Genomic DNA, 12,539 nt, shown 5'->3' with positions numbered 1-12,539 from the left:
TTCCATGACCCGCCCGACCCGCCACGGCCGCCGCCTCTGGCTGGCTGCTGCGCCAGGACTCGCCCTGGTGCTCTTCGTGACGGCCCTCGGGTTCGGCGCCGTCGCCCTCGACCCGCCGGCCCGCTCGACGCTCGACGGCCGCTCCCTGCAGTCGTACGAGCCGGCGACGGTCGACTCGGTCCGCGACGGCAGCTGGATGCGGACCACGGAGGCCTGGCTGGACGATCACGTGCCCGGTCGGCAGCGCTGGCTCGAGGCGCACGCCTCGCTGTCCAAGGGCGTGCTGCGGCAGCCGGTCGTGAACAACGTCTACGTCGGTGACCAGGACGGCTTCCTGCTCGGCAAGCCGGCCAAGCTGCGGCTGCCGACGACGTTCGGGGACCGCGCGGAGCAGCTCGGCAAGGACGTGCGCGCCACGGGCACGCCGATCCTGTGGGTCTACGCCCCCCGCCGCGAGGAGGTCTTCGACGACAAGCTGCCGGCCGCCTGGCAGGGGGGCTACACCGGCACCAAGCCGGCCTACCTGAAGGCGATCGCCCGAGGTGGCCCGGTCCTCGACCTCGGCCCGACGCTGTCGGACCCGGCGACCCGCGAGGCCAACTACTGGCGCACCGACCACCACTGGACGCCAGCGGGGGCGATCAGGGCAGTGGACCTGGTGTCGCAGCGACTGGCGGGCATGGGCGTGCGGATCGGTACCGACACCCGCGCCTACCACACGGTGACGTACCCGGACTTCTACGGCAGCCTGGCCCGGGAGGTCACCGCGGGTGCGACCCGGCAGCCGGACGCCTTCGACGTCCTGCAGCCGGACGCGTGGCGCGCCCGGATCTGCCGGGGCTCGGTCTGCAACAAGCCCACCTTCGTCACCAAGGCGGCCAAGGCGAAGGACAAGTACGCCAACCGGTACCTCGCCTTCATGGGCGGCGACTCGGCCTACCAGCGCTCGGTCAACCCGGACCCAGCCGCCCGCGGCACGGTGCTCATCCTGAAGGACTCGTTCGGCGACGCCTTCTCCACGTACTTCTCCGAGCGGGTCAAGACCCTCATCACCATCGACGAGCGCCACTACAACAAGCCCGAGAACATCCGCGACGTCGTCGCCCGGGTGAAGCCGGACGTCGTGATCGTCATGCACAACCAGGTCTCGACGCTGGGCAACGTCTCGTTCGACTCGCAGGTCTGGACGGACATGGACGCGGTGCGCGCCCGCCGTGCGGCCAAGGGGTCCGCCGCGGTCGGCGACGGCTGACCCGCACGCAGCCAGGGCCGGTTCCGCGAGCGACCTCACAGGGCTGCGCCTCGCTGCGTTCTCCGAGTGACGGACAATGGCGGGCGACGGAGGTCAGCAGCATGAGCACTCGGCACGCGGTCGTGCAGACCGTGTTCGGCGAGGTCACGATCGTCGCGGACCGCGACGCGGTCGTCGGCCTCTACTACCCGCAGCACTGGACGAACCCCGACCGGACGGCGTTCGGCAGGCAGGTGGACGCCGATGACGACGTCCTGCTCGGGACGGCGCGCGCTCAGCTGGTCGCGTACCTCGCCGGTGAGCGCACGTCGTTCGACCTGCCGACTGCCGCGACCGGCACCGGCTTCGAGCAGCGGGTCTGGCAGGTCCTGGCCGCGATCCCCTACGGCGAGACCATGTCGTACGGCGAGATCGCCGAGTCGTTGGGTGACCGGAACCTGGCGCGCATCGTCGGCCGGGCCGTGGGGCACAACCCGCTGTCCATCGTCGTGCCCTGCCACCGGGTCGTCGGACGCGACGGGAAGCTCACCGGGTACGCGGGCGGGTTGGCGCGCAAGCACTTTCTGCTCGAGCTCGAGGGGCTGGCCCCGGTCGGGACGGACCGGCTGTTCTGATCGGCGCTCAGCGGCCGGCGTACTCGACCAGCCTGGCCTGCAGGTCGTCGTAGCCGACCGACGCTGGTACGGCCAGGTGGTCACGCACGGCGGTCGCGGCGTCCGTGGCGGCCTGGACCGCGGCGCGGTAGGGCAACGACCCCGTGCTGACCCGTCGGACCCCGAGGGCAGCCAGGTCGAGCAGCGACGTGCCGGGGATGGCCAGCACGTTGAGGGGCACCGGGATCCTCGCGGTCAGCTCGCGCAGCAGGTCGGGGTCGCTCGCCCGCGGCACGAAGACGCCGTCTGCCCCGGCCTCGACGTACCGCGCCGCTCGGGCCACGGTCTCCTCGACGGTGGCCAGCTCGCGGAACCAGTAGGTGTCGATCCGGGCGTTCACGAACAGCTCGGGCCGCCGCATCTTGACGGCCGAGATCTTTGCAGCAAGCACGTCTGGCGGGACGAGGTGGCCCTCGATGCTGTCCTCGAGGTTGACCCCGTCGGCCGGCAGGTTCGCGACGTACTCGGCGACCTCATCGGCGTCCTCGGAGTAGCCGTCCTCGATGTCGATGCTCACGTAGCACCCCAGGTCGGCGAGCTGTCGGGCCAGGCGGAGGTTCGCATCGCGGGTGGCCCGGTCGCCGTCCGGACGTCCGATGGAGCTGGCGACGCCGAAGCTCGTCGTGCCGATGGCCTCGAACCCGGCCTCGACGAAGGCCAGTGCGGACGGAACGTCCCACGCGTTGGGAAGCAGGAGCGGCAGGTCGGCGTGGTGCAGGTCGGCGAAGCTCATGGACAGACGCTAGCGCTCGGCGCCGCCCCGTCGATCGTGAGCAGCGCCGAGCGGTCGCGGGAGCTGTCAGTAGCTCGGCGTTCGAGCCGTGAACTCGGTACCGGCGGCGCCGTTGGGGTCGATGATCCCCTTGGCGTAGGACGTCATGTTCAGGTCGTAGACCATCGGGGTGTAGCAGTCCTGCGCCCCCTCGGCGGTCGTGCACTGGTACTGCTTGCCGTCGTAGTTGCGGTGGATGTAGCCGTGCGGCACCCAGGTCTGGTTCTGCACGGTGCGAGTTCCGTGCACGTGTCCCCAGGCGCTGTGGCAGTGCACCGAGTACATGAGGTCGATGTAGCCGACAGCGGTCGAGCCCTGGTAGATCACCGTGTGGTAGATGACCTGCTGATCCGCGCGACAGCCGTCCTCACGGGCGAAGTTGCCGTCGTGCGGGAAGTTCGCGGCCTGCGCCGAGGTGGCCAGCCCGGTCGCGGCTGTCAGCGCCAGCATCAGCGCAAGGGTCGCTCTGAAGATCGTTCGCGTCATGTGCTCTCCCCTTCAGAAGTGGACGCATCGGGACATTCGTCGCGATGCGGGAGGAACGCTAGCGCCGGGCCTCGAGTTCGGCGACCGGAGTAGCCTTCGCGCACCGGCCGGTGGCGGCCGGGCAGGGGCGAACGGGAACGGGGCGCACCATGGCAGCACCGCTGCAGCACAAGGTCTTGCTCACCGAGGACGAGATGCCGACGCGTTGGTACAACGTGCTGCACGACCTGCCTACCCCGCCGCCGCCGGTGCTGCACCCGGGCACCGGGCAGCCCGTCGGCCCGGACGACCTGGCCCCGCTGTTCCCGATGGACCTGATCCTCCAGGAGGTCTCGGGCGAGCAGTACGTCGACATCCCCGAGGAGGTGCTCGACGTCTACCGGCTGTGGCGCCCGAGCCCGCTGTTCCGAGCACACCGGCTGGAGCAGGCGCTGGGCACGCCGGCGCGCATCTACTACAAGTACGAGGGCGTCTCGCCGGCCGGATCGCACAAGCCCAACACTGCTGTGCCGCAGGCGTTCTACAACCTCAAGGCCGGGATCCGCAAGCTCACCACGGAGACCGGCGCCGGTCAGTGGGGGACGGCGCTGGCGTTCGCCTGCGCGCAGTTCGGCATGGAGTGCGAGGTCTGGCAGGTGCGGGCGTCCTACGACCAGAAGCCCTACCGCCGGATGATGATCGAGACCTTCGGTGGCCGCGTGCACCCCAGCCCGTCCGACCTGACGAACGCCGGCCGCGCCATCCTGGCCGAGCACCCGGACTCGACCGGCTCACTGGGCATCGCGATCAGCGAGGCGGTCGAGGTGGCCGCGCAGAACGCCGACACGAACTACGCGCTGGGCAGCGTGCTGAACCACGTGCTGCTGCACCAGACGATCATCGGCGAGGAGGCGTTGCTGCAGCTGGCGAAGGTCGGCGAGACGCCGGACCTGCTGGTCGGCTGCACCGGGGGAGGGTCGAACTTCGGTGGCCTGGCGTTCCCGTTCCTGCGCGAGAAGTGGGCGGGCCGGATGAGTCCGGTCGTTCGTGCGGTCGAGCCGGCGGCCTGCCCGTCGCTCACCCAGGGCACCTACGCCTACGACTTCGGCGACACGGCGGGCATGACCCCGCTGATGAAGATGCACACACTCGGCCACGACTTCATCCCGGACCCGATCCACGCCGGTGGCCTGCGGTACCACGGCATGAGCCCGCTGATCAGCCACCTCTACGAGGAGGGCGAGCTGGAGGCGATCGCGAAGACGCAGTCGGAGTGCTTCGCGGCGGGCGTGCTGTTCGCGCGCACCGAGGGGAACGTGCCGGCACCGGAGCCGACGCACGCGCTGGCGGCCGCGATCGAGGAGGCGTTGCGCTGCAAGGAGTCCGGGGAGGAGAAGGTCATCCTGACCGCACTGTGCGGGCACGGCCACCTGGACCTGCCGGCGTACGACGCCTACCTGTCCGGCGCCATGTCGGACCGCGAGTGGACGGACGCCGACCAGGCCGCCGTCGCGGAGGCGCTCACGAAGCTGCCGGCGGTGTCGCAGTAGGGATCAGGGGAGCTCGGCGCCCATGGCGTGGGCGATGGCGGCCAGGTCCGCCGCCGGCACCTCGAAGAGCCCGCGGCGGAACGGCAGTCCCCAGCGCTGGGGATCGGCGACGAAGCTGAGCTGCTCGACCAGGGGCTTGGCTGCCGCTTCGTGGGAGGGCAGCACGTCGAGTCGGCGACGCCACGGGTGGAAGGTCTCGCTCATCTCCACCTGGTACGGCTCGTCGTCCGCGACCACCCCGATGGCCGTGAAGCACTGCACCGGATCGCCGGACCCCATCGCCGTCCGCGGGGAGTAGAACACCAGGACGTCGCCGCGGCTGAGTCGGTGCAGCCGGGTGGACCTCCCGTGGTCGGCCTGGGTGAAGCCCCCCTCGACCCCGATCAGCACGTGGTCCCGACTGACGGTGTTGACCCAGTACCTGCGCACCGTCCGAGCAGACCAGAGAGGTCCGACAGTCCGGCGTCCACGAGGGGCTTGACGGCGTCGCCTCCATCCTGTCTTATTGTCGTAAGACAACAGGGAGGTGACCGGTGATCGAGTTCGTCCTGGATGGCCGGTCGAAGGTCAACACCTACATGCAGCTGGTCCAGCAGGTGAAGCAGGCTCTACGCGTGGGTCTGCTCGAGCCGGGGGACCAGCTGCCGAAGGTCCGGGACGTCGCGCAGTCGTTGGCGATCAACCCGAACACGGTCCTGAAGGCCTACCGCGAGCTGGAGCTCGAGGGTCTGGCCGAGGGCAAGCCGGGGGTGGGCACGTTCGTCCGCCGCACCCTGGCCGGACCGTCCCTGGTCAACCAGGCCGAGCTGCGCGAGGACCTCGTCGCGTGGCTCGGCCAGGCGCAAGCGGCCGGCCTCGCTCACGAGGACGTCGTCGCGCTCATCGACACCACAATCCGAGCCACCCTCACCGATGGCTCGCCGCACGAGGAGGACGCGTGAACGGCTCAGCAGCACCACAGACACCCCTGGCGTTGGAGACCGACCAGCTCGGCAAGCGCTACGGCGACACCTGGGCGCTCCAGGACTGCTCGCTACACCTGCCCGAGGGGCGCATCGCCGCCCTGGTCGGGCCGAACGGGGCAGGGAAGAGCACGCTCCTGCACCTGTCGGTCGGGTTGCTCCGCCCGGATGCCGGTGACGTGCGGATCTTCGGTGAGTCGCCGTGGGCGAACACCGGCGTGCTCAGCCAGATCGGCTTCGTCGCGCAGGACACCCCCTTGTACGCGGACTTCAGCGCGGCCGAGCTGATCACCATGGGCAGCAAGCTGAACAAGACCTGGGACGACGTCCTGGCTCGCACGAGACTCGCGCAGCTCGGTATCCCGCCGGACAAGCCCGTCGGCCAGCTGTCGGGCGGCCAGCGCGCGCAGGTGGCCCTGGCGCTCGCGCTCGCCAAGCGGCCCCGCCTGCTGCTGCTCGACGAGCCGGTGGCCAGCCTGGACCCGTTGGCGCGCAGGGAGTTCCTGCAGGCCCTGATGGGCAGCGTCGCCGACACGGGCACCACGGTGCTGCTGTCGTCGCACCTGCTGGCCGACCTGGAGCGGGTCTGTGACTACCTGATCGTGCTCAACCGGGCCAAGGTCCGCCTGGTCGGCGCCGTCGACGACCTGGTCGCCGAGCACTGCCAGCTGGTCGGTCCCCGGCACGACGGGCAGCCGATCGCGGGAGTCGCGGACGTCGTCCGGGCCAGCCACACCGACCGCCAGTCCACTCTGCTGGTGCGCACCGACGGGACGCCGCTCGACCCGGCCTGGGCCGCACACGACATCCCGCTGGAGGACCTGATCCTGGCGTACCTGGCCGACGGTCAGACCCAGGGCAGCCACGAGGCGTGGGGGGTGACGGCATGATCTGGCTCGCGTGGCGGCAGCACCGCAAGCAGGCCCTGTTCACCGGGATCGGCCTGGTGGTCCTGGCCGCCCTGATGCTGCCGACCGGCCTGGCCATGCACTCCGCGTACACCGGCAAGGGCCTCGGTGCCTGCCTGAAGCAGATGGCCGACCCGAGCACCGCGCAGGCGAAGGTGGACGGCTGCCACTACGCGATGGACCAGTTCACCAACCGGTACAGCTCGATGATGTTCATCGGCATCCTGCTGCTGCTCCTGCCGCTGCTGATCGGCCTGTTCTGGGGGTCCCCGCTGGTGGCGCGCGAGGTGGAGCACGGCACGCATCGGCTGGTCTGGACCCAGGGCATCAGCCGCACCCGCTGGGCGGCGGTCAAGTTCGGCGCGGTCGGCGGTCTGGCGGTCGTCGTCGGACTCGCCTACGGGCTGGGGATGTCGTGGTGGCTGCAGCCGCTGACCTCCGTCGGGGAGCAGAGCCGCTTCCAGCAGTTCCTGTTCGACATGTCCGGCATCGCCCCGGTGGGCTACACGCTGTTCGCGGTCGCGCTCGGCATCTTCGTCGGCACGCTGTGGCGGCGGGTCCTGCCGGCCATGGCCGTGACCCTCGCCGCGTTCGTGGTCGTACGGCTGCTGCTGACGGCGCTGGCACGACCGCGCTACCTGCCCGCCAAGACGCTCACGTACCCGCTCGAGGGCCCAGGGAGGCTCTCGCAGACGTCGCCCGAGGACTGGATCCTGGCCCGTGGCATCCGGGACGTCGCAGGCAAGCTGATCGCGCCGGGGGCAGAGATCCGGTGCCCCGTGGGCGCGGCCGGCCCGGACGGCGGCGGCTGCGGTACCCCGCTGGGGATCGGCAAGGGCGCCTACAACTGGCTCTCCTACCAGCCGGCCAGCCGGTACTGGCTCTTCCAGGGCATCGAGACGGGGATCTTCGTCGCCCTCGCCGCGGGCCTGCTGCTGCTGGCCTTCCGGCAGGTCCGGCGCATCGCCTGACGCGCCGCCCACCTGCTCAGGGATCGAGCAGGTGGGCGCCGTCGTCGGCTGCGCCGAGGCTGTCCACGACCCCCTCGATCCGCTTGGCCGAGTTGGCGTAGACGGCGCGGGTGGAAGCCGAGAGCCCCCCGTCCCGGAGGGCCTTCGTGAGGTCGACCCAGCGGTACGGCGACTCGGCCACGTACGACGGCACCCAGTCGAGCCGGCCACTGCGCCACCGGCCGCCGGAGTGCACGAGCTGCACCCGGACCAGCAGTCCTTCGCGGTTGTCCAGCCGCCGGACGCTGTGTGCCGCAACGGTGTTGCCCAGTCCGTAGACCACCCACTTGCCGTGCACCTTGGCCACCGGCTGCACGACGTGGGCGTGGTGGCCGTACACGACGTCGACGTCCTTGCTCGCGGTCAGCCGGTCGGCCAGCGCGCGCTGCTGCGCCGTCGGCGGGTGCACGTACTCGGTGCCCCAGTGCAGCGCGACCACCACGACGTCGGCGCCGCCGGCCTTGGCGCGGTGCGCGTCGGCGAGGATCCTCGCCGGGTCGATGATGTTGACGTGCCACGGCTCGCCAGCCGGATTGCTGCGCCCGTTGAGCCCGTAGGCATAGGACAGCATCGCCACCGTCGTGCCGCGCACGTCGAACGTCAGGATCGTGCGGGCCTCGGCGGCCGAGCGGGCGGAGCCGGTGTGCCGCAGGTGGTCCGCGTCGAGCGTGTCCAGCGTCCGGTCGATGCCGGCGGTGCCGGCGTCCATCGTGTGGTTGCTGGCCGTGCTGCACGCGTCGTACCCCGTGTCCACCAGTGCCGGCGCGATCTCGGGCGGCACCGTGAAGCTCGGGTAACCCCGGTACGGGCCGCCCTCGCGCGCCAGCGGCGTCTCCAGGTGGCACAGGGCGACGTCCGCCCCGGAGACGATCGCCTTCTGCCCGGCCAGCAGCGGACGGAAGTCGAAGGCGGACGACGACGACAGGGCCTTGGCGTCGGCGCGCGCCTGGTCCCACAGCGGAGGGTGCAGCAGGACGTCGCCGGTCATCACGAGGGTCACGCAGGCGTCACCCGGGCAGGCCGGCTGCCCGGCGGCTGTACCCGGCGTCCCCGTCGCCGAGCTGGACGGTGCCGAGCTGGACGGTGCTGGGCTGGACGGTGCCGAGCTGGACGGTGCGCCCGACGGGCCCGCGCTCACCCCGGAGGGCTCGGCCCGTGTGCTGTCGTCGCTGCACGCCGCGAGGGCGAAGGCCGTGCAGGCGAGCGCCGCCACGAGGGCAGGAGGACGGCGACCGGTGAGCACAGGCACAGGCTAGGGCTCGCGTAGCCTGCTGGCCGTGAACCTCGCCTTCGTCCAGGTGCTGGCGCCCTTGCTCGCCCTGAGCTTCGCGTTCGGTGCCGTGCTCTGCCTGCGGGACGCGCGCCGGTCGGCGGTGCGGTTGCGCGGCGCCACGATGGCCAGCGGCGTCGTCGCCGAGATCGACCGCGACAGCGCGCGGCAGGCCGCGTGCACCGTCGGGTTCACCACCGCGGAAGGGCGCGTGGTGCAGGCGACGTCGCAGTCGGCGTCCGCTGCGCACCGGTTCGAGCCGGGCCAGCAGGTGAACCTCTGGTACGACCCGCAGGAGCCGACCTGGGTGGTCCTGGAGGGTCAGTCCAGCCCGGCCGGCATCGGCGCCGTCGTGGGCGCCATCCTCGCTCTGGCCGCAGTGGCGCTCACCCTGGTCTCGGTCGTCGCTCTCATCTGAGCAGCGGATGTGACAAGGTCTCGTGCCTGAGGCACCACTCGTGATTGGGTGCAGGCACACGCACGCCGCCGGACCGCGTCGAGGAGCCGCAGCATGGAGACCAACCCGCCCAGACCCGCCCTGCCGGCGCACTTCCTGTTCGGTGTCAGCACCGCCTCGTACCAGATCGAAGGGGCGGCGACCGAGGACGGCAAGGGCCAGAGCATCTGGGACACGTTCGCCGCCGAGCCCGGCCGGATCCTCGATGGCAGTACCGGAGACGTGGCCTGCGACCACTACCACCGGTGGCCGCAGGACGTGGAGCTGATGCGACGGCTGGGCCTGGACGGCTACCGCTTCTCGATCGCGTGGCCACGCATCCAGCCGACCGGCCGGGGCGTCACGAACCAGGCCGGCCTGGACTTCTACGACCGGCTCGTCGACGCGTTGCTCGACGCCGGCGTCAAGCCGATGGCCACGCTCTACCACTGGGACCTGCCGCAGGCGTTGGAGGACGACGGGGGCTGGCTCAACCGCGACACCGCACTCCGGCTCGGCGAGTACGCCGCCATCATGGGTGACCTGCTGGGGGACCGGGTGACCCACTGGTGCCCGGTCAACGAACCGAACGTCGTCACGCTCAACGGCTACGGCGAGGGCACCCTCGCGCCGGGCAAGGCGCTCACCTTCGGTGCCCTGCCGGTGGCGCACCACGTCCTGCTGGCTCACGGGCTGGCCGTCCAGGCGTTGCGGGCGGCCGGCGTCCGCGAGATCGGGACTGCGACGAACCACCTGCCGGTCTGGCCGCTGTCCGAGAGTGAGCCCGACCGAGCGGCGGCCACCCTGATGGACACCCTCTGGAACCGGCTGTTCGCCGACCCGGTCCTGCTCGGCCAGTACCCCGAGGGCATCGGGGAGGCCATGCCCGGCCCCGTCGCCGACGACCTGGCGCTCATCTCGCAGCCGCTCGACTTCTACGGGGTGAACTACTACAACCCGCTGGGGGTCCGGGCGGCCGCCGAGGGTGCTCCGCTGCCGTTCGAGGTCGACACCGTGCCCGGCTACCCGACCACGGACTTCGACTGGCCGGTGGTGCCGGCGGCCTTCACCGACCTGCTGGTACAGCTGAAGGAGCGGTACCCGGCGATCCCGCCGATCATCATCACCGAGAACGGGTGCTCCTACGGCATGGGACCGGACGAGCACGGCGAGGTCGACGACCAGACGCGGATCGACTACCTGGACTCGCACCTGCGGGCTGTGGCGGAGGCGGTCGAGCGCGGCGTCGACGTCCGTGGCTACTACTGCTGGTCGCTGATGGACAACTTCGAGTGGGCGCACGGGTACACCCAGCGGTTCGGCCTGGTGCACGTCGACTACGAGACGCTGGTGCGCACCCCGAAGAGGTCGTTCGACTGGTACGCCGCGGTGATCCGCGCCCACCACGGGGCAGCTGAGTGAGCAGCCCGGCCCGACCGGTGGACCGGGCCCTCGCGGAGCCGACCGCTTCGCCGTCCCGGCTGTGGGTCGGCTGGCTGGTCCTGGCGAGCATCGGTCTCTGGTCGGGGTTCTTCGGGCCGATCCAGGTGCTGCTCGCGCAGCAGGCCGAGGCGGTCTCGCCGGACCACAAGGAGGCGGTGCTCGCCCTGGTCACCGGCGTCGGCGCCACCGTGTCGATGGTGCTCAACCCGTTGTGGGGCGCGTTCTCCGACCGCACGGTGTCCCGGCTGGGTCGACGGCTCCCGTGGGTCGTCGGCGGTGCCGCCAGCGGAGCGGTGGCGATGCTGCTGCTCGCCCGGGCCGACAGCGTGCCGGCGATGGTGCTCGCGTGGTCGCTCGCCCAGGCCGGGCTCAACGCCATGCTCGCCGCGATCACGGCCGTCGTCCCGGACCAGGTGCCCAGCCGGGAGCGAGGCGTGGTCGGCGGCGCGCTCGCGATCGCTCAGACCCTCGGCGTGATCGCGGGATCGGGCGTCGCCGCGGCCACGGGCAGCATCGCCGCGGGCTACCTGACACTCGCCGCCGTCCTCGTCGTGACGACCCTGCCGTACGCCGTCGACTCGCGGGACATCCCACTGCCGCGCGAGCTGCGCCCCCCGATGCGGTGGCGAGCGTTCCTGCGCGGGTTCTGGGTCTCGCCGCGACAGCATCCGGACTACGGCTGGGCCTGGATCACCCGCTTCCTGATGAACCTCGGCAACGCCCTGCTGGTGCTCTACCTGCTCTACTACCTCACCGACGCGGTCCAGCTGACCGACGACGAGGCCGAGGACGCGGTCTTCGTGCTCACTGCCGTGTACGGGCTGTGCACCGTGGTCACCGCCTACCTCGGCGGGCTCTGGTCCGACCGGCTCGGCAAGCGCAAGGTCTTCGTCATCTGGTCGGGCCTGATCACGGCGGCGGCGTTGCAGCTCTTCGCCCTGGTGCCCACCATGACCGCGGCGTACGTCGGCGCCGTGGTGCTGGGCATCGGGTTCGGCGCCTACACCGCGGTGGACTTCGCCCTGATCACCCAGGTGCTGCCCGCGGCGGGCGACCGGGGGAAGGATCTCGGCGTCATCAACATCGCGAACACGTTGCCCCAGGTGCTCGCACCCGCCATCGCGGCCCTGGTGATCGGGGCCGGTCTCGGCTACCCCGCGCTGTACACGCTGGCGGCGGCGGTGAGCGTCCTCGGCTCGATCCTCGTGCTCCGGATCCGCAGCGTCGCCTGATCGGGCACTCGGTCACGCTCAGGACAGGGCGGCCTTCACCAGCGCGATGACCTGCTTCTCGACCTTGGGGGTCCACTGCTGCAGCGCGTACGACGTCGGCCACAGGTCGCCGTCGTCCAGGTTCGCCGCGTCCTGGAAGCCGAGCGTCGAGTACCGGTACTTGAACTTGCCGGAGTCCTGGAAGAACAGCACGACCTTGTCGTCCGCGTTCGCGTAGGCGGGCATGCCGTACCAGGTCTTCGGAGACAGCTCCGGGGCGTTCGCGGTCACGGCCACGTGCACCCGCTCGGCGAGCGCACGGTCGTCCGGCCCCATCTTGGCGATGGCGTCCAGCACCGCCTGCAGGCCGTCGGCCTTCTTGGCGCCCTTCTTGCCCTCGGCGCGCAGCTCGGCGGCGCGCTCCTTCATCGCGGCGCGCTCGGCGGCGCTGAAGCCGCCGTCGGACTCGGTCGTGGCCTTCTTCGTGGGCATCTCGCGCGCTCCCCTTCTCGCACTCGCGGGCTCAGCGTCCTGCTGGCCTCCGTCCCAAAGGCTAGGCCCCGGGGAAACCGGGCCGCTTCTCGATTCCTGACCGGATCGCGGTCTG

General features: G+C 71.1%; 15 protein-coding genes. 9 read left to right on the top strand and 6 right to left on the bottom strand.

The features are described 5' to 3' along the window. Positions 1 to 4: 4 nt before the first annotated feature. Both ABEB17_RS04160 and ABEB17_RS04155 read left to right on the top strand, forming a co-directional pair. The gene (locus ABEB17_RS04160; protein ID WP_345715316.1) at positions 5 to 1,252 is read left to right on the top strand and encodes a DHHW family protein; all 1,248 of its coding nucleotides are present in this window, start codon (positions 5 to 7) and stop codon (positions 1,250 to 1,252) included. Positions 1,253 to 1,353: 101 nt separating this feature from the next. After that, on the top strand, positions 1,354 to 1,866 hold the full coding sequence (locus tag ABEB17_RS04155) for a methylated-DNA--[protein]-cysteine S-methyltransferase (RefSeq protein ID WP_345715315.1): 513 nt from the start codon (positions 1,354 to 1,356) through the stop codon (positions 1,864 to 1,866). A gap of 7 nt (positions 1,867 to 1,873) precedes the next feature. Here ABEB17_RS04155 and ABEB17_RS04150 read toward each other — a convergent pair whose 3' ends face one another. Then, positions 1,874 to 2,638 (bottom strand): isocitrate lyase/PEP mutase family protein, encoded by a 765-nt coding sequence (locus ABEB17_RS04150; protein ID WP_345715314.1) that lies wholly within the window; start codon positions 2,636 to 2,638, stop codon positions 1,874 to 1,876. Between the two features lie 66 nt (positions 2,639 to 2,704). After that, positions 2,705 to 3,127 carry a DUF2690 domain-containing protein gene (locus ABEB17_RS04145; protein ID WP_345715313.1) on the bottom strand — a complete coding sequence of 141 codons (423 nt, stop codon included), beginning with the start codon at positions 3,125 to 3,127 and terminating at the stop codon, positions 2,705 to 2,707. Between the two features lie 185 nt (positions 3,128 to 3,312). On the opposite strand from ABEB17_RS04145, the gene ABEB17_RS04140 reads away from it, so the two are divergent. Beyond that, a complete protein-coding gene (locus ABEB17_RS04140; RefSeq protein ID WP_345715312.1) occupies positions 3,313 to 4,692 on the top strand; it encodes a TrpB-like pyridoxal phosphate-dependent enzyme in 1,380 nt (459 codons plus the stop codon). A 3-nt stretch (positions 4,693 to 4,695) separates the two neighbouring features. Here ABEB17_RS04140 and ABEB17_RS04135 read toward each other — a convergent pair whose 3' ends face one another. After that, complete coding sequence (locus ABEB17_RS04135) at positions 4,696 to 5,121, bottom strand: EVE domain-containing protein (protein ID WP_345715311.1); 426 nt, start codon at positions 5,119 to 5,121, stop codon at positions 4,696 to 4,698. A gap of 104 nt (positions 5,122 to 5,225) precedes the next feature. Between ABEB17_RS04135 and ABEB17_RS04130 the strand changes: the two genes are divergently transcribed. The 3 genes from ABEB17_RS04130 to ABEB17_RS04120 are packed head-to-tail and all read left to right on the top strand — an operon-like array spanning position 5,226 to position 7,533. Continuing rightward, positions 5,226 to 5,633, top strand: coding sequence for a GntR family transcriptional regulator (locus tag ABEB17_RS04130; RefSeq protein ID WP_345715310.1), 408 nt, complete (start codon positions 5,226 to 5,228; stop codon positions 5,631 to 5,633). Further along, positions 5,630 to 6,544, top strand: a complete 915-nt coding sequence (locus tag ABEB17_RS04125; protein WP_345715309.1) for an ABC transporter ATP-binding protein — start codon at positions 5,630 to 5,632, stop codon at positions 6,542 to 6,544. Before ABEB17_RS04130 ends, ABEB17_RS04125 begins: the two co-directional genes overlap by 4 nt. Then, a complete protein-coding gene (locus tag ABEB17_RS04120; protein WP_345715308.1) occupies positions 6,541 to 7,533 on the top strand; it encodes an ABC transporter permease in 993 nt (330 codons plus the stop codon). The genes ABEB17_RS04125 and ABEB17_RS04120 overlap by 4 nt, the downstream gene beginning before the upstream one ends. Positions 7,534 to 7,549: 16 nt before the next feature. On the opposite strand, the gene ABEB17_RS04115 is transcribed toward ABEB17_RS04120, so the two are convergent. Together ABEB17_RS04115 and ABEB17_RS04110 are read right to left on the bottom strand one after the other, a co-directional pair. Next, entirely contained in the window at positions 7,550 to 8,572 is a 1,023-nt protein-coding gene (locus tag ABEB17_RS04115) for a CapA family protein (RefSeq protein WP_345715307.1), read from the bottom strand. A 7-nt stretch (positions 8,573 to 8,579) separates the two neighbouring features. After that, entirely contained in the window at positions 8,580 to 8,747 is a 168-nt protein-coding gene (locus ABEB17_RS04110; RefSeq protein WP_345715306.1) for a hypothetical protein, read from the bottom strand. Between the two features lie 102 nt (positions 8,748 to 8,849). Between ABEB17_RS04110 and ABEB17_RS04105 the strand changes: the two genes are divergently transcribed. The 3 genes from ABEB17_RS04105 to ABEB17_RS04095 all read left to right on the top strand — a co-directional run bounded on the left by ABEB17_RS04105 (position 8,850) and on the right by ABEB17_RS04095 (position 11,953). Then, on the top strand, positions 8,850 to 9,260 hold the full coding sequence (locus ABEB17_RS04105; RefSeq protein WP_345715305.1) for a DUF3592 domain-containing protein: 411 nt from the start codon (positions 8,850 to 8,852) through the stop codon (positions 9,258 to 9,260). A gap of 93 nt (positions 9,261 to 9,353) precedes the next feature. Then, on the top strand, positions 9,354 to 10,700 hold the full coding sequence (locus tag ABEB17_RS04100; protein WP_345715304.1) for a GH1 family beta-glucosidase: 1,347 nt from the start codon (positions 9,354 to 9,356) through the stop codon (positions 10,698 to 10,700). Next, entirely contained in the window at positions 10,697 to 11,953 is a 1,257-nt protein-coding gene (locus ABEB17_RS04095; protein WP_345715303.1) for an MFS transporter, read from the top strand. Before ABEB17_RS04100 ends, ABEB17_RS04095 begins: the two co-directional genes overlap by 4 nt. Before the next feature lie 18 nt (positions 11,954 to 11,971). On the opposite strand, the gene ABEB17_RS04090 is transcribed toward ABEB17_RS04095, so the two are convergent. Next, the gene (locus tag ABEB17_RS04090) at positions 11,972 to 12,424 is read right to left on the bottom strand and encodes an iron chaperone (RefSeq protein ID WP_345715302.1); all 453 of its coding nucleotides are present in this window, start codon (positions 12,422 to 12,424) and stop codon (positions 11,972 to 11,974) included. Positions 12,425 to 12,539: the final 115 nt, after the last annotated feature.

This window comes from Angustibacter luteus (assembly GCF_039541115.1).
GTDB classification, from domain to species: domain Bacteria; phylum Actinomycetota; class Actinomycetes; order Actinomycetales; family Angustibacteraceae; genus Angustibacter; species Angustibacter luteus.
This window is presented reverse-complemented; position numbering and strand designations above follow the sequence as displayed.